The organism is Collinsella sp. TM05-38 (genome assembly GCF_003466445.1).
In the GTDB taxonomy this organism is placed as follows: domain Bacteria; phylum Actinomycetota; class Coriobacteriia; order Coriobacteriales; family Coriobacteriaceae; genus Collinsella.
In genome coordinates this window covers 90,773-112,187 of sequence record NZ_QSPM01000007.1, presented here as the reverse complement: position 1 = coordinate 112,187, position 21,415 = coordinate 90,773, and the positions used below count along the sequence as shown (strand labels likewise).

General features: G+C 61.3%; 21 protein-coding genes. All 21 read right to left on the bottom strand.

The features are described 5' to 3' along the window. Position 1 precedes the first annotated feature (1 nt). Positions 2-511 (bottom strand): rRNA maturation RNase YbeY, encoded by a 510-nt coding sequence (gene ybeY / locus DXD49_RS05645; protein ID WP_117735183.1) that lies wholly within the window; start codon positions 509-511, stop codon positions 2-4. Further along, positions 508-1,494, bottom strand: a complete 987-nt coding sequence (locus tag DXD49_RS05640; RefSeq protein WP_117794439.1) for a PhoH family protein — start codon at positions 1,492-1,494, stop codon at positions 508-510. The genes ybeY and DXD49_RS05640 overlap by 4 nt, the downstream gene beginning before the upstream one ends. Then, positions 1,475-2,767 (bottom strand): MiaB/RimO family radical SAM methylthiotransferase, encoded by a 1,293-nt coding sequence (locus DXD49_RS05635; protein WP_117794438.1) that lies wholly within the window; start codon positions 2,765-2,767, stop codon positions 1,475-1,477. Before DXD49_RS05635 ends, DXD49_RS05640 begins: the two co-directional genes overlap by 20 nt. Positions 2,768-2,776: 9 nt before the next feature. Further along, positions 2,777-3,925, bottom strand: coding sequence for a molecular chaperone DnaJ (dnaJ, locus tag DXD49_RS05630; RefSeq protein WP_117735180.1), 1,149 nt, complete (start codon positions 3,923-3,925; stop codon positions 2,777-2,779). 81 nt (positions 3,926-4,006) lie between these two features. Beyond that, positions 4,007-5,110, bottom strand: coding sequence for a DnaJ domain-containing protein (locus tag DXD49_RS05625; RefSeq protein WP_199568964.1), 1,104 nt, complete (start codon positions 5,108-5,110; stop codon positions 4,007-4,009). A 58-nt stretch (positions 5,111-5,168) separates the two neighbouring features. Beyond that, positions 5,169-6,401 carry a radical SAM family heme chaperone HemW gene (hemW, locus tag DXD49_RS05620; RefSeq protein WP_117794437.1) on the bottom strand — a complete coding sequence of 411 codons (1,233 nt, stop codon included), beginning with the start codon at positions 6,399-6,401 and terminating at the stop codon, positions 5,169-5,171. A 2-nt stretch (positions 6,402-6,403) separates the two neighbouring features. Next, a complete protein-coding gene (gene dusB / locus DXD49_RS05615; RefSeq protein WP_117735178.1) occupies positions 6,404-7,447 on the bottom strand; it encodes a tRNA dihydrouridine synthase DusB in 1,044 nt (347 codons plus the stop codon). Positions 7,448-7,451: 4 nt separating this feature from the next. After that, a complete protein-coding gene (gene lepA, locus DXD49_RS05610) occupies positions 7,452-9,263 on the bottom strand; it encodes a translation elongation factor 4 (RefSeq protein ID WP_117735177.1) in 1,812 nt (603 codons plus the stop codon). Between the two features lie 96 nt (positions 9,264-9,359). Beyond that, entirely contained in the window at positions 9,360-9,626 is a 267-nt protein-coding gene (rpsT, locus tag DXD49_RS05605) for a 30S ribosomal protein S20 (protein ID WP_022094714.1), read from the bottom strand. A gap of 133 nt (positions 9,627-9,759) precedes the next feature. Further along, entirely contained in the window at positions 9,760-10,722 is a 963-nt protein-coding gene (holA, locus tag DXD49_RS05600) for a DNA polymerase III subunit delta (RefSeq protein ID WP_117794436.1), read from the bottom strand. Positions 10,723-10,800: 78 nt separating this feature from the next. After that, a complete protein-coding gene (locus DXD49_RS05595; RefSeq protein WP_117794435.1) occupies positions 10,801-13,104 on the bottom strand; it encodes a DNA internalization-related competence protein ComEC/Rec2 in 2,304 nt (767 codons plus the stop codon). Beyond that, positions 13,101-13,814, bottom strand: coding sequence for a helix-hairpin-helix domain-containing protein (locus tag DXD49_RS05590; RefSeq protein ID WP_117735174.1), 714 nt, complete (start codon positions 13,812-13,814; stop codon positions 13,101-13,103). Before DXD49_RS05590 ends, DXD49_RS05595 begins: the two co-directional genes overlap by 4 nt. 213 nt (positions 13,815-14,027) lie before the next feature. Continuing rightward, on the bottom strand, positions 14,028-15,272 hold the full coding sequence (gene thiI / locus DXD49_RS05585; protein WP_117794434.1) for a tRNA uracil 4-sulfurtransferase ThiI: 1,245 nt from the start codon (positions 15,270-15,272) through the stop codon (positions 14,028-14,030). Then, complete coding sequence (locus tag DXD49_RS05580; RefSeq protein ID WP_035138532.1) at positions 15,273-15,554, bottom strand: DNA-directed RNA polymerase subunit omega; 282 nt, start codon at positions 15,552-15,554, stop codon at positions 15,273-15,275. A gap of 5 nt (positions 15,555-15,559) precedes the next feature. Beyond that, a complete protein-coding gene (gene gmk, locus DXD49_RS05575) occupies positions 15,560-16,129 on the bottom strand; it encodes a guanylate kinase (RefSeq protein WP_117742740.1) in 570 nt (189 codons plus the stop codon). Continuing rightward, entirely contained in the window at positions 16,130-16,438 is a 309-nt protein-coding gene (mihF, locus tag DXD49_RS05570; RefSeq protein ID WP_006236130.1) for an integration host factor, actinobacterial type, read from the bottom strand. Between the two features lie 240 nt (positions 16,439-16,678). Continuing rightward, positions 16,679-17,395 carry an orotidine-5'-phosphate decarboxylase gene (gene pyrF / locus DXD49_RS05565; RefSeq protein ID WP_117735171.1) on the bottom strand — a complete coding sequence of 239 codons (717 nt, stop codon included), beginning with the start codon at positions 17,393-17,395 and terminating at the stop codon, positions 16,679-16,681. Continuing rightward, complete coding sequence (locus DXD49_RS05560) at positions 17,389-18,297, bottom strand: dihydroorotate dehydrogenase (RefSeq protein WP_006236128.1); 909 nt, start codon at positions 18,295-18,297, stop codon at positions 17,389-17,391. The genes pyrF and DXD49_RS05560 overlap by 7 nt, the downstream gene beginning before the upstream one ends. Positions 18,298-18,311: 14 nt before the next feature. Further along, entirely contained in the window at positions 18,312-19,079 is a 768-nt protein-coding gene (locus DXD49_RS05555) for a dihydroorotate dehydrogenase electron transfer subunit (protein WP_117742738.1), read from the bottom strand. Between the two features lie 116 nt (positions 19,080-19,195). Next, complete coding sequence (locus DXD49_RS05550) at positions 19,196-20,485, bottom strand: dihydroorotase (protein ID WP_117742737.1); 1,290 nt, start codon at positions 20,483-20,485, stop codon at positions 19,196-19,198. After that, complete coding sequence (locus tag DXD49_RS05545) at positions 20,469-21,413, bottom strand: aspartate carbamoyltransferase catalytic subunit (protein WP_035138537.1); 945 nt, start codon at positions 21,411-21,413, stop codon at positions 20,469-20,471. Before DXD49_RS05545 ends, DXD49_RS05550 begins: the two co-directional genes overlap by 17 nt. Positions 21,414-21,415: the final 2 nt, after the last annotated feature.

Genomic DNA, 21,415 nt, shown 5'->3' with positions numbered 1-21,415 from the left:
CCTAGTCGTGGACGTGGTTGGTGATGGGGCCGACGTGGACTAGCTTGGGGTCCTCGCCGCGCTCGAGCGCCAGATCGCGCAGGATGGCGTCCTCGCGGGCCTCCATGACCTCGGCCTCGTCGTCCTCGATGTGGTCATAGCCCAGCAAGTGCAGCATGCCGTGTACGAGCATCAGACGGCACTCGCCAGCGGGGCTATTGCCAAAACCGGGGGCCTGACGGGCAATAACCTGCGGGGCCAAGATAATATCGCCGAGCTCGAGCGTCTCATCGGCGGGAATATCCTCGTCAAAGGCCGAATCGCACTCGAACGAGAGTACATCGGTGGTGCGGTCGATACCGCGCCACTCGTGGTTGAGCCCGTGCATCTCGTCCTCGTCGACATACGAAAGGGAAATCTCGACTTCACGTTCAACGCCCTCAGCGGCGAGCACAACCTCGCAGATGTGTTCCACCTCTTGCGCGTCGAGCAGCGTATCGAGCTCGGCATCGTTGCTGATCAATACACTCAACGGGACTCCTTTCGGTCGCGCGAGCGTTGCTCACGCATATCATCATAAGCATCGTATGCCTCGACGATACGACCCACCAGGGCATGGCGCACCACGTCGGCATGCTCCAGGTGTGCAAACGCCACATCGTCGACACGGCCTAAAATCCGCTCAACATCGGCAAGGCCGCCACGGCGACCCACCAGGTCGCGCTGACTCAGGTCGCCGGTAATCACAAACTTGGAGTTAAAGCCCAAGCGCGTCAGGAACATCTTCATCTGCTCGGGCGTGGTATTTTGTGCCTCGTCGAGTACCACGAAGGCATCGCTCAGCGTACGGCCGCGCATGTAGGCGAGCGGGGCAATCTCGATCACACCGTGTTCCATAAGCTCATCGGTGCGCTCGCGATCCATCATGTCAAAAAGGGCGTCGTAGAGCGGGCGCATATACGGGTCGATCTTTTCCTCGAGGGTGCCGGGCAAAAAGCCCAGGTTCTCCCCCGCCTCGACAACCGGGCGCGTCAAGATTAGGCGACCCACCTCGTGACGCTTAAGCGCGGCGACGGCGAGCGCCATGGCCAGATAGGTCTTACCGGTACCGGCAGGACCCAAGCCAAAGGTGATGGTATGCGAGCGGATAGCATCCACATAGCGCTTTTGCCCGAGCGTCTTGGGGCGAATGACGCGGCCGCGATACGAAAGCAGCACGTCATCGCGAAGCGACGTAGCCTCGTGCTCACCGTCGCGCAAGACGGCTAGGCAACGCGAGACATCGTCGGCAGAAAGGGTACGGCCGGCCGCCGCCTCGCGAAAAGCATGTTCGAAAAAACGCACCACGAGCTCGACCTCGTCCGGGTCGCCGCTCACGGAGATGCTATCGCCACGGGCGACCACGTGGGCGCGAACCAAGCTCTCGAGCGCACGAAGGACGCCGTCGCCGGCGCCCAAAACGCGCGAGGGGTCAATTCCCTCGGGAACGGCAAGTCTAATCTTCGAGGCTTCCATGAACCTCCCTGCGTGCATGGACCAAGCCGGAATCATCGACTCCGATGATAGCAACATCGAGCAGGCACGGGGCTGTAAGTCCACGGGTATCGTCAAGACGGGCATGATGGAACGAGCCGAGTGTCAGGTTGTCACCATACTCAAGCACGGCGCGCTCAACGGTTCCCACGCGACGACGAGCGTCGGCAATGGCGAGCTCCTGAGCAGCCGCGCGCATGCGGCGGCTGCGCTCGGCCATGACCTCAGGTGGTACCTGGTCGGGCATGTCGGCGGCGAGGGTGCCGGGGCGCTTGCTATAGCGGAACACGTGCATGCGCGAAAAGCCCACGCGACGGCATAGCGCCAGCGACTCCTCGAACTCCTCATCCGTCTCACCGGGAAAACCGACGATAACGTCGCACGAAAGAGACGCCTGCGGCAGGTTGGCGCGAATCATACGCACCGTGTCCTCAAAGGCCTCGGCGCTATAGGGACGGCCCATGCGATGCAGGGTCGCCGTGCAGCCAGACTGCACGGGCAGGTGCAAAAACGGGGCGATACGCTGCGGATAGCGAGCCATAACCTTAAGCAGGCGCTCAGAGATATCCATGGGCTCGACTGAGGAAATGCGCACATGCGGAATAGACGTGCGCTCCATAATGGCCTCGAGCAGCTCATCGATTTCGACATGTTCATCGGTCGCGCTCTTGCCATCGTAGGCACCCAGGTTCACACCGGTCAGCACCACCTCGGGCACGCCGGCCTCCTGGGCCTCGCGAACTTGCTCGAGCACGGACTCGACGGGCACGGAGCGCTCGGGGCCGCGTGCCTTCCACACAATGCAATAGGTGCAGCGATGGTTGCAGCCGTCCTGAATCTTCACGCCCAGGCGAGAGCGACCGAGCGCATCGACCACCTCGCCATCACTGCAGGCTGGAACACTATCGGACTCAACGCCCAGCACCTCGCAGACACGTTCGGCGACATCCATCTTGGACGGCTCGGCGATCACGCGATCCGAAAGCTCCAGCAGTTCCTCGGGATGCAAATTGACCACGCATCCGGTCACGACCACATAGGGGTCGTTTGGATGGGCCAGCGCATGACGGACGGCCTTACGGGTCTTGGCCTCGGCCTCGCCCGTAACGGCACAGGTGTTAATGACGATCAGATCGGCATCCTGGGGCTCCACCATGGCAAAGCCCAGGCGCATAAGATCGGCAGTGATACGGTCAGACTCAACCCGGTTGACACGACATCCGAGGTTGACGACGGAAATATGGGGTGCGAGCACGCGGGCTCCTTAATCGAGGATATCGTCGAGGGCACTCTTGATACGGTCGGTCACCGACTTCTTACCGGAAGCGACGTCATCGCCCATCTCATCGGCAAAAGCACGGAGCAGCTCGCGCTGCTTATTGGAAAGATTGGTGGGAACGACCACGCGCAGTTGCACGATCAGGCGGCCACGCGAACCGCCACCGCCAATGCGCGGCATGCCGTAATTATTGACGCTCACGGTGTCGCCGTACTGGGCACCGGCGGGAACCGTCACCTTAACGACCTCATCGGGCATAATGCCCTCGACCTCGATCTCGCAGCCGAGCGCAGCCTGTGCAATCGAAATATCGCTCACGAGGTACAGGTCGTCACCGTTGCGCTTAAAGCGCTCGTGGTCGGCGACGCGCACGTTGACAATCAAGTCGCCCGAAGGCTCGCCGCGAAGGCCGGCCTCGCCAAAGCCGCTCACACGCAGCTGGCGACCGGTCGAAACGCCGGCGGGAATATCGATGTCGATCTTTTCATGCGAAGGCGTGCGGCCCTGACCGTCGCAGGTCTCGCAGGGATGGTCGATAACCGTGCCCTCGCCATGGCAGTCGGGGCAAGGCGAGGAGGACTGAACCTGGCCCAGGAACGAACGCTGGACCGTCGTGACATAGCCCGTACCGTGGCAGCGGCCGCACTGCTTTTCCTGTGCACCCTCGGCCCTACCGGTGCCATTGCAATCCTCACAGGGAGCAAGGCGGTCATAACTAATCGTCTTTTTGCAACCGAGCGCCGCCTCCTCAAGGGTCACCGAAAGAGAGATGGCCATATCGCGGCCGCGACGACGCTCACGACGGCTGCGGGCGCCACCGCCGGCACCGCCGCCAAAAAACGACGAGAACAAGTCGTCCATGCCCATGCCACCAAAGATATCGTTGATATCGACGTAGCCCGAACCACCAGGGCCGTCGACAGTGCCATAACGGTCGTAGTTAGCACGCTTCTGCTCATCGGAAAGAACGGAATAGGCCTCGTTGAGCTCCTTGAACTTGGCCTCAGCATCGGGGTCGTCCGAAACGTCCGGGTGTACGGTACGGGCCTTCTTTAGAAACGCGCGCTTAATCGTCCGCGCGTCGGCATCCTTGTCAACGCCAAGTACCTCGTAGTAATCCCTATTTTCCGACACGACCGAATCCTTCCAACTTTCATTATTGTCACAGTGCGTCCTATACCCAAGCTGGGCCGACCGCAAACAGAGGGTTTGATGTTATTGCATTTGATACGGCGAAAGCATGGCCCGTTGCGAGCAGCTCGCAAACCAAACAGACACGAGCGCGAACATGAAGCCGTTGGCAAAACCGTTGGCAAACTGCATCGCACCACGCTTCCACCACAGCAGGCTGCGATGAAGCACACCGTCCGAAAGCACCATGAACAGGCCCATGGTAAACGGAATAAAGCACATCACGGCAAAGGCCGAGAACACGCCCGAGATGGCCGACAGCACCAAAAACGGCGCCACAATGCCCATCAGGTAAAAACCGGTACGAGCTTTGCCTTCCAAGCGCTCGGCCTCAACATGGGCGCGGCCGACCAGGTCGCCGCCCGCGGCACCGTTGGTGCCAGCATGACCCATGCCGCTAATGCGGACCTCGTCGCTATCGTGCGTGCCGGCAGGAAACTCAATCGTCTGCTCGGAGGTTACGCGAGTACGACCGCTGCCACCGCAATCGGGGCAGGGGTCGGCCACGACCTTACCGGAACCGCCGCACTCGGGGCAGACCGACTGGAACGTGCCCGCACCAAACAGGAAGGACAGGTCAACGTCGATGTGGCCGCGGCCGCCGCAGCTCGGGCAGGTATGGGCATGCTCAGACGAAACGGAGCCCGAGCCGCCGCAGTTGCTACAGGTGTCGAAGCGCGTGTAGCGGACGGTCTTGCGGGCACCGCCCTTGGCCTCCTTGGCGTCGAGTTTGATATCGACGACCACGTTGGCGCCGTTCTCGGGATTGTAGGCAGCCTGCCCACGACGCTGCTGGCCCCAGGCACCGCCAAAAGGAAAGCCGCCCTCAAAGGGATTGCCATAACCCGTGCTGCCGGCGTAGCCGCCACCATAGGGCGAAGCCGTAGGAGCACCGGCAAAGGGGTTGCCAGAACGCATGGCGTCGTAGCGCGCACGTTTTTGCTCATCCGAAAGCACGGCGTAGGCCTCGGAAACCTCTTTAAACTTTTCCTCGGCATCCGGCTCTTTGTTGACGTCCGGATGGAGCTTGCGGGCCTTTTGCTGAAAGGCCTTTTGAATATCACGCGAGGTGGCGTCCTTGGAGACGCCCAGGATCTCGTAGTAATCTTTTTCGTTCATCGTCGCCATGCGCGGCAACCTCCTGCTCACAGCAGCGTATATATTCCGGTAATTCTACCCGAGCGGCTTAAGCTAGATCCCAAAACAGCTCGAACAGAACATTTCCATCGAGCCAGCCCAGGTGGGTCGGCGCCAGACGAGCGCGAACGCGGCCCGAGACGACATCTGCCGAAGTAAAGGGTCCCTCATGGACCCCGAGCGCCTCGGGCAACCAAGTGGCAAGACCCAATTCGAGCGCGCGATCGCAGGCAGCTGCCAGCTCGCCCGTTGGGATGACGCAAGCTGCACGAACCAACAGGTCGGACGCAACACCGCGCGTCATGCGGCAAGCGAGCATCAGGTCTTCGGCCGAAGCCTCGCGCTGCGACAGATATTCGGCCTCGAACGCCGTCGCGTCATCGTCGCGCTGAACCAAGCGCACACGGTACGCATCGCCTCGAGAAGGCGCGCCAGGGAACAACATAGCCAGGTGATCGAAATCCTCGGCATCGAGCATACCCGCGGCAGAGCGTCCTAGACCCAAATAGCCCTGTCCAGTCCAATAGGCAATGTTATGGGCGCATTCATGGCCGTCGAGAGCGTAACTCGCCACCTCATACGGGTGATAGCCGGCGGCACCCAGGAGCTCGCGTGCCACGTCCATGCAGGCGGCCTGAAAATCTTCATCGGGCTCGAGTGACTCGTCGCGGCACGCCATGCAATAAAGGGGCGTCCCCTCCTCGAGCGTGAGCGGGTAGACCGACACATGATGCGGAGCCGCCGCCAGCACGCCATCGAGTGTGCACTGCCAACTCGCCGCCGTCTGCCCGGGAAGGCCACACATAAGGTCGCACGACACATCGAGACCAGCGTCCTTCACCGTCGCGATAGCCGCAAGTGCCCGATTAGCATCGTGAATGCGGCCAATAGCAGCCAGCTCGATATTGTCGAGGGTTTGCACGCCCAGAGAAATGCGCGTGAAACCCGCCTCGGCAAGCGCCGGGGCGAGCTCAGCGGTCAACGACTCAGGATTTGCCTCGCAGGTAAATTCAACGGGCTTGCACCACATGGAGATACGACGGGCAAGTTCTACCAGGCGCTCCCCTGCCAGCGACGGCGTACCGCCGCCTACGTAGACTGTGCGGATCTGCCTGAGTGCCCCAGCGTTGCCAAAGGCATCGAGCCGCGCATACAGCTGCTCAAAATAGGCATCGAGCGCAGCGTCCAGGTCGCACGGGGCAAAGCTGCGCGAGTCAAAGTCGCAATAGCGGCATTTTTGAGCGCAAAACGGCACGTGCACATACAGCGCGGTAACGGACACCTTTAGGCCTCCAGCGGATGAGCGGGCACCGACTCGCCGGCGGCAAGCGCGGCCTCGCAGGCCACCACATCGCGCTCGATATCATCGACCAGCCCCATAAACTCCTCGTATGTGGAACAGCGCACCACCTGGGCGCGCCAAGCGGCTGCATGGGGCATACCCTTTAAGTACCAGCTTGCATACGTACGGGCGCGCGACATAAGCGGCAAAAGCTCGTGCGTCAGCGTCAGGTGTTCGCGCAGGGCGCCCAGGCGCTCGACCGAGGAGCGAGAAGGAACCGGCGTGCCATCGAGTGCAAGGGCTCGGGCATCGCCGAACACCCACGGATTGCCGTAGATGCCGCGCGCGATAAATACCGCGCTGGCACCCGAATTGCGCAGATGCTCCGCGGCATCCTCGGCAGTGAACACGTCACCCGAACCAATCACGGGAATCTCGACAGCGTCGGCAACCTCATCGACGACCGACCAATCGGCCTGGCCCGTATAGAGCTGCGTGGCACAGCGACCATGCACCGCCACCGCTGCGGCCCCCGCCCCCTCGAGCATTTGGGCAAACGTCGCGGCATTACAGTCCTCGGCATAAAAGCCCTTGCGGATCTTCACGGTCACGGGAACGTGTGCCACGCCCACTGCCGCCTGGACGATTTTCTCGGCCAGGTCGGGCGTGCGCATGAGCGCCGAGCCCTCGCCCTTGGTGACGACCTTGCGAGCCGGGCAGGCCATGTTGATATCGATCAGCGACAGGCGATCGCCCACGCGTTCCTCGACGGCAGCGACAGCGCTCGCAAATTGATCGGGCTTGGAGCCAAAGAGCTGCACGCAAATCTGCTGCTCCTCGTCGGCCGGCAGCACCAGACGCCACGTCTTATTGCTGGCATAGGCAAGGCCCGCCACGCTCACCATCTCGCTATAGGCAAGATTGGCACCGCGGCGGCGGCACATAATGCGATACGCGGGATCGGTCACGCCCGCCATGGGAGCCATAAGGAACGGCTGCTCGGCATAGGCGCCCAGCAGCCGCGTACTGTATTCAGAAAGCGCCATGGTCCTACTCGTCCACCTTGAGGATCGCCATAAAGGCCTCCTGCGGGACCTCGACCGAACCAATAGCCTTCATGCGCTTCTTGCCCTCTTTTTGCTTTTCGAGCAGCTTGCGCTTACGCGAGATATCGCCGCCATAGCACTTGGCCAGAACGTCCTTGCGGCGCGCCTTGACGGTGGAGCGGGCGATGATCTTGTTGCCGATGGCGCCCTGAATAGGTACCTCGAACAGCTGACGCGGGATGATCTCCTTGAGCTTGTCGCACAGGCCGCGGGCCAGGCCATAGGCCTTGTCCTTGTGCACGATAAACGAAAGCGCGTCGACCTCGTCGCCCGAAAGCAGGATGTCGAGCTTCACAAGCTCGGAGGGACGATATTCGTTGAACTCGTAGTCGAGCGACGCATAGCCCTTGGTGCGGCTCTTGAGCTGGTCAAAGAAGTCCAGGATGAGCTCGGCAAGCGGCATGTCAAAGCGCATCTCGACCGATTTGCTCGTGAGGTGGATCATATCGGTGGTAACGCCGCGGTGCTCGATAGCGAGCTGCATGACAGCACCCGTATACTCGGGCGGGCAGATGATCTTGGCCTTGAGGTAGGGCTCCTCGATACGCTCGATGCGCGTGGCCTCGGGCAGGTCCTGCGGGCTGCGGACATCGATCATCTCGCCGTCGGTCTTGTAGACGTGATAGTCCACCGAAGGGCTCGTGGCGATAAGGTCCAGGTTGAACTCGCGCTCCAGACGCTCCTTGACGACCTCCATATGCAGCAGGCCCAGAAAGCCCACGCGGAAGCCAAAGCCGAGCGCCACCGAGGTCTCGGGCTCCCACACCAACGACGGGTCGTTGACATGCAGCTTATCGAGCGCGTCACGCAGGTTCTCGTAGTCCTTGTTATCGATCGGGAACAGGCCCGTATAGACCATGGGCTTGGCCTCGCGGTAGCCCGGAAGCGGCTCGGGGCAGGGATTCGATGCCCACGTGAGGGTGTCGCCCACACGCACGGCCTCGGGGTCCTTCAGGCCCGTGACCACGTAGCCCACCTCGCCGACCGTCAGCGCGTCGACCGGCGTCTCGGCGGGACGCTTGACGCCCACGCCGTCGACCAAAAAGTCGCCCTCGGCCTGCATCATGCGCAGGGTATCGCCCTTTTTGATGGAGCCGTCAAAAACACGGACCGTGGCAACCACGCCGCGGTATTCATCAAAATAAGAATCCAGGATGAGTGCCTTGAGCGGCGCATTCGCATCGCCCTTGGGCGGCGAGATCAAAAAGACGATGGACTCCAGCAGGTCGTGGATACCCTCGCCAGTCTTGCCCGACACGCATACGGCATCGTCGGCAGGGATCGCGAGGTCGTCCTCGATCTCGGTCTTGACCTCGTCGGGGTGTGCCGACGGCAGGTCGATCTTGTTGATCGCGGGCACAATATCCAGGTTGGCGTTCATGGCGAGCGTCGCGTTGGAGACGGTCTGCGCCTCGACGCCCTGCGTGGCGTCGACAACGAGCACCGCGCCCTCGCAGGCGGCCAGCGAACGCGAGACCTCATAGGTAAAGTCCACGTGGCCCGGCGTATCGATCAGGTTGAACTGATACGTCTCGCCGTCGTCGGCGTCATAGGACACGCGGACGGCATTGGACTTAATCGTAATGCCGCGCTCGCGCTCGATATCCATGGTGTCGAGCAGCTGCGACTCCATGTCGCGCTCGTCGACGGTATGGGTGAGCTCGAGGATGCGGTCACTGATCGTGGACTTGCCATGGTCGATGTGCGCAACAATCGAGAAGTTACGGATGTGGGAAATGTCAATTGAAGTATTCATGCGGACTATCTTACCCGAGCGATACAAAAAATGGAGCCTGTTCCATAAAACAGGCTCCATTTATGCGCGTAATCTGTGTGGTGTGAAATTTACAACTTAGGCGTTGATGCTGTTCACGAGCTTGGCAAGACCGGACTTGCGGTTGGAAGCCTGGTTCTTGTGGATAACATGCTTGGCGGCAGCCATGTCGAGACGCTTGGTGACGGTCTTAAGGGCAGCCTGTGCCTTCTCGGCATCGCCCTCGGCGACGGCGGACTGAACGTGCTTGGTCAGCGTCTTGAGCTCGGACTTGACAGCCTTGTTACGCATGCGAGCTGCCTCATTGGTGCGGATACGCTTCTTCTGAGACTTGATGTTTGCCACTTCTGGAGTTCCTTTCGAGTTCCTTGCAAAAAATGTATGACACCTCTGAGACACGGTGAGGTCATGCAAGCGCCTACTATAGCACGCTCCCCCTCAAAGGGATAGAACGAATTTGTCAAATAGGCAGGTATCATCACGATTTTCTCAAGATGTTCGTAATCCAGAGCAAAAGCGCGGTCTCAGAATCGGCCGAACCCTTGAGCGCGAGCTCCACATCAACGGCACCCTCGAGCGCTGCGACGAGCTCGGTCATCGAAAAACGACGTGCCCAGGTCAGGTGATTTTTGACCTGCCAGGGCTGAAGTTTGAGCGTCGCGGCGAGTTCACGCCCCTGCCCACGAGAGTCGAGCGCCTTGGCGACGATCAGCTCACGAATACGACCGCATAGCAGCGTGTAGGTCCACACGTAGCTCTTGGAGGGCAGAAGCTTAAAGAGCTCGAGCGAACGCCGCATATCGCGAGCTGAGACGGCGTTGAGGAAGTCCCAGGGCTGAACCTCGGCCGTACGCACGATCCAACGCTCCACGTCGGCAAGCTCAATCTGGGGCGCCTCGACCATCTGGGAGAGCTTTGCCAGGTCGTTATCGAGCATGCGGGTGTTCTCGCCCGAGCGCGAAACGAGCTCCTCGGCGGCCGCCGTCGAGATCGACTTGCCGTGCTGCGTCGCCATCTGCTGCACGCGGCGCGGTAGCTCCCAGCGCTTGGTACCCGAGCAATCGACGATAGCCTTCTTGTCGATTTTGGCGATCGCCTTATACAGGCGCGTGTTCTTGGCAAGCGAGTCGGCGATGATGAGGCAGACCGTTGTGGGGCTGGGACTCGCCAGATACTCGACGAACGGCTCCGAAACCGCCTTGGCAAGCTTTGAGCAGCCATCAAGGATTACCAGGCGAAACTCGTTGCCCATGGGAAAGGTATTGAGCGATCCGATAATGGACTCGATATCGGAGTCTTTGGTCATGTCGCGCTCGTCGAGGTTGAACTCGACCATTCCCGACTTTTCCAGACGCGCTTTCATACGCGAGACGGCGTGATCGCGCTTGACGCCGTCGGTACCGACGATCAGGTATGCCGGCAGCAGACCGGTTTCGGACATTGCGCTCCCCTCCCGCAGGCCTTCGTATTCATTCCGTGCCATTCTAGCCCAGGGGCCCACCACACGCCAACGATGTCGTCACGGTCGCTGGCATCGCATCGCAAAACCATTCGCAGTCGGCGCGACGGTAATGTCGCCGTGTTCGATAGTGCACGCGAACACACCGCCCGCTTCCTTCACGGAATCGATGCAGGCATCGGACGGATGGCCGTATCGATTCCCCTCGCCCGCGCTCGCGAGGGAAAGCTCGGGCTTCAGGACGTCCAGCAACTCACCATCGACTGAAACCTTGGAGCCGTGATGCCCAAGTTTAAGTACATCGATATCCCCCACCTCCTGCACGAATTCCCGTTCTTGGTCGAGCTCGGCATCACCGGTGAGGAGCATGCGCAGGCCCATGCCTTCCTGAACATAAGAGAGCAGCAGGACAAGCGAGTCCTCATTTCCCTCGCCATCCACGGACTCGAATGGCCACATCACGCGGGCGCAAAATGAGCCGATGTCGACCATATCCCCACGGCGCACCTGTCGATACTCCACGCCAGGTCGGTTCAATACCTCGACAGGAGCATCCTCCAGCGCTTCGGCCGCCACGGCAATCGTTCCAACCGAAAACTGTTCGAGCACGGCAGGCAGACCACCCCAGTGATCCTCATCCCAATGCGTCACAAAGACGGCATCGATATGGTGCACGTTATTGCGAACCAACGCCGCTACCACGCGCTCGTCGACCCCGCAGTCGACGAGCGCTACTGCGCCGCCCTGGCGGATAAGAATCGCATCGGCCTGGCCCACATCGAGCACCGTCACCGAAGGCGGAGCGAATCGATCCCAGTAGACGTACGGAATCGCAGCCAAGAGCACCAGACATGCAAACCCCACCGCCATAGGCCGTGCCTGAGGGCGCGGCCACCAGACCAGGAGAACCGCCAGCAAACACGGCGCTAGGTAAATCCACAAGCTATCCGGCGGCACACTCACGGATGCACCCGGCACGGCGGCAAACAGCTGCTCGAAGAACAGCGTGCAACGGGCGGTAATCATGGGCACAACGAGCGCCCAAGTGCGCAACGGCGCCACGAGCGAAAAGGGAACCAGCACGATCGACACAGCAAGCAGCAGACTCACCACCGGACCGATGACCGCATTTGCCAGCGGAGCAATGAGCGAGAACGTACCGAAGGCAGGAATGGTAATGGGAAGAGTCGCCAGCTGCGAGCACAGCGTGACGGAAAGCATGCTGGCAATGCCCGATGGCACACCCAGCTCACCCATAGCGTAGGTCGCATAGGGGCAAAAGCACAGGATGGCTAAGACGCTGGCGCATGAAAGCTGAAACCCCATCTCGAACAGCACCGTCGGCCGCAGTAGCACAAAGATGGACATGGTTACGAAGAGTGCCGATGCGCCGTGCCGGCGACGGCCCGCGCCGTTTACGACAAGCGTCGCGAACACCATGCAGCACGCACGCACGGCCGAGGGAGACGCGCCCGTAAAGGCAGCGTAGCCTACAAGCGTTATCGCCAATATCGCCCGCTGAAGGCCACGTGAGCACCGAGTCTTTTGCAATACGCCCTCGATTACAAACCCCACGATAGCCAAATGGCTGCCCGAGACGGCGATAAGATGCGCCGTTCCCGTCACCGAAAACCAGTCGCCCGCCGGCTGGGCGCGCAGCTCGGCCGAACGACCGCAGACGACACCGGCTATGAGCGCACGCGCCGGGTCGGTCGCAGGCGCGATGGAAGCAAGCAGCCCATTTCGCAGCCGAGGCAGCGGCCCCGGAGAGCCCTCATCGACCGACACAATCCGAACGGCTTTAACCTTGCGCACCTCGCCTCGGAGCATGCGCGATCGTCCATGCGCATCGTTCTCAAAACGTGAAACGCGACCGATAACACGCACGTGCGCCCCGACCTTGAGCTCGCGGCCACACGATAGGCGAACCGTTGCCAAGCTCTTGCCGTCCGTGCGTGCCTCGCAAGTATAGGAATACACGTCGTCGTTTATGGATGGATCACCCTGCACGACAAACTCGAGGCTGCTTGCCGCTCGACCATCGAGCGCCTTCGAGGCGCTGAGCGCGCCCACAGCCCACCACGCCGAGACGACCGCTCCCGCCACGAGACCGACGGACGCGGCATACAGCCACCGCTTAAAAGGGGCAAACCGCGCACAAGATTGAGCCAGCGCAACGAATACCGCCGCCGCAACGGGAATGGCCCATAGCGGCCCGAACGCTGGCGCCTGCTCCCCCAGTAGCGCATCAGCGGCCACGTTGAGCACCAAGGCGCAGCTCACGCACATGCCGACACACAGGGCCATCGTCCACGGAATCAGGGGCCGCGGAGGCATCACATGCTCGCGCTCGGTCGCACTCATACGCAGATGCAATCTTTGATTTTGGCAAGCTTCTTCTCGCCGATTCCCGACACACGCATCAGATCGTCAACCGAGGCAAAGGCACCGTTCTTTGTCCGCTCATCGATAATCGACTGAGCCATGGAGGGACCGATGCCCGAAAGCGTCTGCAGCTCTGCCGCGCTTGCCGTATTGATGTTTACTAGGCCTTTTGCGCCACTCACGCCCGATGATGCGGAAGCCCCACCATCGACACCGGCTTCCGCAATGGACGCCCGCTGTTCCCCTACCGTTGGAACGTGAATCTTCTGTCCATCGATGACCTTAGATGCCCGATTGAGCCCCGTAACGTCTGCCTCGGGCGCCAGCCCGCCGGCGGCATCAATCGCCTGAGCCACCCGCGCGCCGTCCTTGAGGCGATATACACCGGGCGACACAACGGCGCCATCGACATCGACATAGACCTCTGCCGCGGCAGAAGCCTTAGTCGAAGATCCTTCGGATGTCTTTCCGCTCGAAGCATCGCCGGATCCCGGCTCCACTAACGAGCCCGAACCATCAGTGCGCTCAAACGACACACCGCCGGCACCGCCGCCAAGGTTCGCCATCGCCAAGCCGCTCGCCATCGCAATGACGCCCAGCATCGCCACCACCACTGCCTTATGACCGAGCAGCTTGCCCGCCCAGCGGTCCATCTTTTTGACCCGTTCGTGTTGTTCGCGCTGCGCCATAGCAAAACCTCCCAACAACATCGTGTCAGGAAAAGAGCCCTGCAACAGCCATGCTTCAAAACCGGTTATCGCGGTCAAACCAAAAGCCGACCAAAACCTTGCACAAATCTGTCCATTTATTCAGGCACACGTCAGCAAATGAACACTTAGTCGCAAAATGCCCAGATGGCAAAAAACCGACGATGCAGGCGCATCGTCGGTCTATGCACAAATTTAGTCGTGATCTTGGTAAATCTCACGCGGAGCAAGCTCCGAATGTTTGCGTTTTAAGGTCTTAGGCGCCTTATACGTGTTGCTATCGAAGTCGATGTACTCGGTCTGCTTGAGCAGACGCTCGATCATCTCCTCGTGATCGAACAACTCCCAGGCCTCATGCACGGCATCGAGTTTAGCATGCGTCTCGGGACGGCGCGGCATAAACAGCGTGCAGCAGTCGGGAGCGGCCTCAGTCGAGATATCGAACGTACCGATCTCCTCGGCGCGCGCGATGATCTCCTGCTTGTCCGAACCGATGAGCGGACGGAACACAGGGATCTTCACGGCCTCGTTGACGGCCATGATGTTCTCGAGCGTTTGGGAGGCAACCTGCCCAAGTGATTCGCCCGTAACGATGGCCTTGGCACCCTCGATGTGTGCAATGCGCTCGGCAACCGAATACATAATCCGGCGATACATGATCACACGCAAGTTGCTGGGGCAGGTGACCGAAATCTCACGCTGGCAGTCGCCAAACGGGACTACGTACAAGCGGCCGATCTGGACACCCGGTGCAAGCGCACGGATGATGTCCTGCACCAAATACTCGCTCGTATCGGGCGTCTGCGGACGACCGGAGAAATGCACCGGCACGCACACCGCACCGCGACGCGCGAGCATCCAGGTCGCCACCGGAGAATCGATACCCGACGACAGCAGCGTCACGACCTTACCGGCAGAACCCACCGGCAGGCCACCCACGCCGCGCTCGGAACGCGCATACACATAAACGCTGCCCTGGACCACCAACACATGCACCATCGCATCGGGGTCGTGCATTTGAACCTTTTTATCGGGGAAGGCCTCACACAGCACCTCGCCCACCTGACGATTGATATCAATCGAGGTGAGCTCATAGTCGGTGTTGGAGCGCTTGGCGTGCACCTTAAACGAATCGAAGGAACCAAACTCGCGCAGCGCCTTCACGGCGGCGGCGCAGTACTCCTGCGGGTCGCGGTTGGTGTGATACGCCAAAGACACACGAGCAACGCCGGGAACGGTGCGAATGACACGCGCCGCCTCGTCGGCCTGATGCTCGTTAAAGGTCACGAGGATATAACCGGAAATTCGAGACACGGCATTCACGGAAAAGGCGGCCAAGGCCGCCTTGATGTTATCCATGAGGATATGCTCAAAATGTGCGCGGTTCTTGCCCTTCAGTCCAACCTCGTGATAGTGGACCAGGCAGACGCGAGCTGCCATTTAGGCTTCAGCAACCTTGTGGCCGAGCGCCTTCTCGTAACGAGCCTCATCGTAAGAGATGTCGCCATCGACAATCTCGTCCATAGCCATCGAGATAGTATCGGCACCGGAAAGCCCGATGGTGATGTCATCGACATCCTGGACGGCAAGCACGCGATTGTGCTGGCCACGCAGCATGCTATTGATGTCGCAGGCGCGCTTGGAGGCAAGCGAAGCGAGCAGGAAGCGGTTGTGATCGGTCTTCTCCAGAAGATCGTCAATGCAAGGCTTTACAACGGACACGGACCTCAGATCCTTTCATGCATATCGAGAACGCGAACGAGCTCATCGGTCGCGCGGTCGAGATCGTCATTAACCACGACGTCGTCGTAGCGGTCGGCAAGGGCAAGCTCATCGGCGGCGTTTGCCATGCGCAGCTCAATCGTCTCGGGCGTCTCGGTACCGCGACCGACTAGACGCTCGCGGAGCACCTCAAGCGAAGGCGGCTTGATAAAAATCAGCACGGCCTCGGGGAAACGCTCCTTCACCTGCAGGGCGCCCTGGACATCGATCTCCAAAATCAGTGACGCGCCCGAGGCGAGCTTGGATGTGACCTCGCTCACCAACGTGCCGTAGCAGTTACCGTGGACCTCGGCCCATTCAACAAACTCACCGTTTGCCACGCGGCGGTCGAACTCCTCGCGCGTCAGAAAAAAGTAGTTGACGCCGTCGACCTCACCTTTGCGTGGTGCTCGCGTGGTAGCCGAAACCGTCAGGCCCAGGTTCGAGCGGAGCTCGCGCACACGAGTGACGAGCGTGCCCTTGCCTGCGCCTGACGGTCCAGAAATCACAAAGAGCTTGGAATCCTGAGCGCTCACTTATTTGGTCAGCTGCTCGAGGAGCTGCTCGCGCTGACGGACGCCGAGGCCCTGGACGCGACGGGTAGCGGAGATACCGAGCTCCTCCATGATCTTGGCGGCCTTGGCCTTGCCATAACCAGGGAGAGACTCGATGAGGGTGGAAACCTTCATGCGGGAAGCGATGGGGTCATCGGAGTTGAGCACGGACTCGAGGGACTTCTCGCCCTTCTTGATCTGCTCGCGAAGCTCAGCGCGGGCGTGACGTGCGGCAGCAGCCTTCTCAAGTGCCTGCTTGCGCTGCTCGTCGGTAAGCTGAGGGAGTGCCATTCGAACCTCCAAATAGTTGGGTTATATCTGATGCAGTAATTGGCATTTTAGCACGTCAAACGCACTAAATGCCCAATTGACGGCTCCATAGATTAGACGATACCTACGAAAAGTGCAATATGCGGAGGTCAAAGTTAAGCCCCTGACCTGCGATTCCACACAAAGGGTAGGAAAGTTTTCGCAGGTACAGGGGCAAATTTGTGCTAATGATACCCAAAAGTGGTGACTTGAGGGAATCTTTTAGGCGACGTTTTCGACCAGCTCGGCGACGATGGCGTCAAAGGCGGCAACCGGATCGTCGGCACCGGTAATGGGACGGCCCACCACAATGTGGCTTGCACCACGCTCGATAGCCTGGGAAGGCGTCGCCACACGAGACTGGTCACCAAGAGCGGCACCCATCGGACGCACACCCGGAGTAACGATCAGGGCATCGGGACCCAGCAGCTCACGCATGTCGTGAGCCTCCATCGGCGAGCACACGATGCCATCGATGCCGTTGGCCTGAGCGAGCTTTGCCAGGCGGACGGCCTCCTCGGCCACAGGCGACTCGACGCCGATCTCGCTCAAGGCATCCTGATTCATGCTCGTGAGCACGGTGATGGCGACGAGCTTGGCGCGGTCCTCGCGCGCCTCCTCGGCACCCTCACGGCAGGCGGCGAGCATAGCACCCGAACCCAAGCCGTGAACCGAAAGCAGGTCGGCACCGGCAAGCGAGGCCGAGCGGGCGGCACCGCGAACCTGATGCGGAATATCATGGAACTTAAGGTCAAGGAAGACCTTAAAACCCAGGTCCTTGAATGTCTTGACGATCTCGGGACCCTCGGCGTAATAGAGCGTCATGCCCACCTTGAGCCAGGCGGCATGGCCCGAAAGCTCATGGGCGAGCTCGAGCGCACGCTCACGGTCGCAGTCGAGGGCGACGATAACACGGTCGCGGGCATCGGTCTCTAGCATTCGAAAGCACCTACCAGCTCGTTGATGTCCTTCACGCCCTGGGACTCAGCCCAAGCCTCGAGCTCATGCGCGATCTTGAGCGAAGCACACGGATCGACAAAGTTGGCCATGCCGACCGACACGCAGGTGGCACCGGCCAGGATAAACTCAGCCGCATCCTCGCCGGTCATGACACCGCCGACACCGTTGATGGGGATATCGACGGCCTGGGCAACCTCCCAGACCATGCGCACGGCGATGTGGTGGCACAGCGGGCCCGAAAGGCCGCCCTTGGGCTTGGCCACGCGGGACTTACGGGTATGGACGTCGATGGCCATGCCCTGAATGGAGTTGATGACCGAAAGGCCGTCGGCGCCGGCAGCCTCGAGGGCCTTGGCGATCTCGGCGACGTTGACCGGCGCCATCTTCACGAACAGCGGCTTATCGGTCACCTTGCGGCAGGCAGCCATAACGGAAGAGGCGCCCTCGGGCGTGGAGCCCATGGCGGCACCGCCAGCGGCGATATTAGGGCAGCTCACGTTGATCTCGTAGCCGGCAGCCCAAGGGCACAGCTCGACATACATCTCGAGTGCGCGGACAAACTCGTCAACAGAGTGACCGGCAACCTGGCAGATGACCTGGCAGCCGTCCTTGGAAAGCTGCTCCAGCCAAGGGCCGGACTCACGGGCAAAGGCGGCCACGCCGGGGTTCTGAAGGCCCACCGAGTTGATCATACCGCCGGGGATCTCGGCCATACGGGGTGCGGGGTTGCCGGGCCAGGGCTCGGCAGCGCAGCCCTTGGTGGTGATGGCGCCCAGCTGGGAAACATCGAAGAAGTTCTGGAACTGCCAGCCGTAACCAAAAGTGCCGGCTGCGGTGTTGATGGGGTTTTGCATCTTGACGCCGCCGAAATCGACGGCCATGTTCACGGTACCCACTAGAAGACCACCACCTTGGAAGCATCGAACACGGGGCCGCACATGCAGGCGCCCTTCATACCGTCAACCGTCTCGACGTTACAGGTGTTGCAGGCGCCAAAGCCGCAGCTCATCATGCGCTCAAGCGACACCTCGCAGTACACACCGGCCTCGGCGGCAGCGGCGGCGACCTTCTTCATCATGACGGCGGGACCGCAGCTGGCGACATAGTCGTAGCCACCCTCGCCAAGCAGCTCGGCGGCCGGATCGGTGCAAAAACCATGCGTGCCAAGCGAGCCGTCGTCGGTGCATACATTAACCGTGGCGCCCAACGCGCGGAACTCATCGATACCCACGGCCTTGGACGCGGTGCCAAAGCCCATGCACACGTCGACGGCCACACCCTGCTCGGCAAGCATGCCCGCCAGGCAGAGCACGGGCGGGACACCGATGCCGCCCGCCACGAGCAGCGCCTTCTTGGCGCCCTCGGGCACCAGCCAGCCGCGACCGCCAGGGCCCAGCAGGTTAGAAGTGGAACCAGAGGCCATCTGCGACAGACGGCGGGTGTCGTCGCCCACGACGGTGTACCACAGCTCGACGGTGCCGGCCTGGGCGTCGGCGCGATAGAAGCTCAGGGGCACGCGAAGCAGCGAGGACGCATCGCCGGGCACGGCGATGTTCACAAACTGACCGGGCTTGAGCGCACTTGCAAGCTTGGGGGCCGAGATTACGAGCGAGAAGATGCCCTCGGCGATCTCCTGGTTCGAGACGACCTCGAAGTCGTGCATGCGTGCAGTGGAAGGTGTGGGCATAGACGCTCCAATCCCCCATGCGGTTGCATGGTCAAAACGAACAGAAAGCGCGGCACCGCAAGGGCACCGCGCACAAAAGCGATAAGGCTATGCTAGCAGATGCAGCCGTCGGCGAGCGTCTGCTTACCGCCGACAAACACATCGGTGGCACGACCGGTGAGCGTGCGGCCGGCAAAACCGGAGTTCTCGGCGCGCGACTCGTAACCGTCCTCGCCGACCGTCCAAGTGGCGGACGTGTCGAACACGGTCAGGTCGGCGACGGAGCCCACCTTGACCTGAACCTGGTCGAGGCCCAGGATCTCACGCGGTTTGATGGCCATGAGCTCGACCATGCGGCCCATGCTCATCTTGCCCGTATTGACCAGCTCGGTGAGTACGAGCGACAGCGAGGTCTCGAGGCCGATCATACCAAAGGGCGCAAGCTCGAACTCGCGGGCCTTCTCCCACGGGGTGTGGGGAGCGTGATCGGTGACGATAACGTCGACGGTGCCGTCGATGACGCCCTGACGGATGGCCTCGGCGTCCTCCTCGGTACGCAGCGGCGGATTGACCTTGAGCGAGGTGTTGTAGGTCTCGTCCAGGTCGTTCTCGGTCAGGAACATGTGGTGCGGGGTGGCCTCGCAGGTAACCTGAACGCCAGCGGCCTTACCGGCACGCACGATCTCCAGGCCATGGGCGGTGGAGATGTGCTGGATGTGCAGCTTGGCACCGGTCAGCTTGGCAATCTCGATGTCGCGGGCGATCTGGAGCTCCTCGCCGGCAGCCGGCCAGCCCTCGAGAGCCAGACGGGTCGAGACCTTGCCCTCGTTGATCTGGCCGTGGCCGACCAGGTCCTCGTCCTGGCAGTGGCTCATAAAGACCTTGCCGAACATCTTGCCGTAGTCCATGCAGCGACGGAGCATGCCCGCGCCCTGCACGCCGCGACCGTCGTCGGTGAAGGCGACGGCGCCGTGGGCGACCATATCGCCCATCTCGGACATGGCCTCGCCCTTAAGACCGCGGGTCATGGCGCCCGACGGATAGACGCGGCAGTGACCGACCTCGGCAGCACGGGACTTGACGAACTCCACGACGGTGCCGTTATCGGTGACGGGATCGGTGTTGGGCATGGAGCACACGCCGGTAAAGCCGCCCTTGGCAGCTGCGCGGGTGCCGCTCTCGATGTCCTCTTTGACCTCGTAGCCGGGCTCGCGAAGGTGAACGTGCATATCCACCAGGCCGGGGACGAGGTACTTGCCGGAAAGGTCGCGGACTTCGGCCCCCTCGACGGCGAGATTCTCGCCGACCTCGGCGATCTTGTCGCCGTCAATCAGGACGTCAACGACACCGTCAAGCTCGACGGACGGGTCGACGACGTGGGCATTCTTAAGAAGCAAGGCCATTATCGGCACCTCCAAGCAGCAGATACAGGATAGCCATACGCACGCAGATACCGGCGTAGACCTGCTCCAGGATGACGGAGCGTTGCGGGTGGTCGGCCATATAGGAGTCGAACTCGACGCCGCGGTTGATGGGGCCCGGGTGGCAGATGATCGCATCGGGCTTCATAAGCTTCTCGCGATCCTTGGTCAGGCCGAAGAGCTTGTGGTACTCGCGAATGGTCGGGAACGGGGCGCCCTCGAGGCGCTCCTGCTGCACGCGCAGCATGTAGACGACGTCCAGCTCGGGCAGGACGGAATCGAGGTCACTCGTCACGTGGTCGCAGCCCAGGACCTCGGGCGCCGGCGGCAGCAGCGTGCCGGGAGCGACGGCGTAGGTCTCGCAGCCCATGATCTTAAGGGCGGGGATCAGCGAGCCGCAGACGCGGGAGTGCGCGATATCACCGACGACGGCGACCTTCAAACCGTGGAAGTCACCCTTGTGCTCCCAGATGGTGTACAGGTCGAGCAGGGCCTGCGTGGGATGGTTGTGCTTGCCGTCGCCGGCGCAGATGACGCTCGCAGGCGAGTTCTGCGTGACGATATAGGGAGCGCCGGCGTGCTTGTCGCGCACGACGATGCAGTCGATCTTGTAGGCGTTGAGGGTCTCGACGGTGTCGACGAGGCTCTCGCCCTTGACCGTAGAGGTCGAGGAGCCGCCGAAGTTGAGGCTGTCGGCCGAAAGACGCTTCTCGGCAAGCTCGAAGGAGCTACGGGTTCGCGTCGAGGGCTCGTTGAACATGTTGACGATGGTCTTGCCCTTGAGCGTGGGGACCTTCTTGATCGCACGCTCGTTGACCTCGGAGAACGCCTTGGCGGTCTCGAGGATGAGCTTGATGTCCTCTTCGGAGTACTCGGTAATGTCGATCAGGTGCTTATGATTGAACGCCACGG

Coding starts and splice junctions, on each gene's coding strand:
- DXD49_RS05640 (WP_117794439.1), bottom strand. CDS start 1,494: ATGGAAGCCTCGAAGATTAGACTTGCCGTTCCCGAGGGAATTGACCCC.
- DXD49_RS05625 (WP_199568964.1), bottom strand. CDS start 5,110: ATGGCGACGATGAACGAAAAAGATTACTACGAGATCCTGGGCGTCTCC.
- dusB (WP_117735178.1), bottom strand. CDS start 7,447: ATGGCGCTTTCTGAATACAGTACGCGGCTGCTGGGCGCCTATGCCGAG.
- lepA (WP_117735177.1), bottom strand. CDS start 9,263: ATGAATACTTCAATTGACATTTCCCACATCCGTAACTTCTCGATTGTT.
- holA (WP_117794436.1), bottom strand. CDS start 10,722: ATGTCCGAAACCGGTCTGCTGCCGGCATACCTGATCGTCGGTACCGAC.
- DXD49_RS05595 (WP_117794435.1), bottom strand. CDS start 13,104: ATGAGTGCGACCGAGCGCGAGCATGTGATGCCTCCGCGGCCCCTGATT.
- DXD49_RS05590 (WP_117735174.1), bottom strand. CDS start 13,814: ATGGCGCAGCGCGAACAACACGAACGGGTCAAAAAGATGGACCGCTGG.
- thiI (WP_117794434.1), bottom strand. CDS start 15,272: ATGGCAGCTCGCGTCTGCCTGGTCCACTATCACGAGGTTGGACTGAAG.
- mihF (WP_006236130.1), bottom strand. CDS start 16,438: ATGGCACTCCCTCAGCTTACCGACGAGCAGCGCAAGCAGGCACTTGAG.
- pyrF (WP_117735171.1), bottom strand. CDS start 17,395: ATGCTAGAGACCGATGCCCGCGACCGTGTTATCGTCGCCCTCGACTGC.
- DXD49_RS05560 (WP_006236128.1), bottom strand. CDS start 18,297: ATGGCCGTCGATTTCGGCGGCGTCAAGATGCAAAACCCCATCAACACC.
- DXD49_RS05555 (WP_117742738.1), bottom strand. CDS start 19,079: ATGCACGACTTCGAGGTCGTCTCGAACCAGGAGATCGCCGAGGGCATC.
- DXD49_RS05550 (WP_117742737.1), bottom strand. CDS start 20,485: ATGGCCTTGCTTCTTAAGAATGCCCACGTCGTCGACCCGTCCGTCGAG.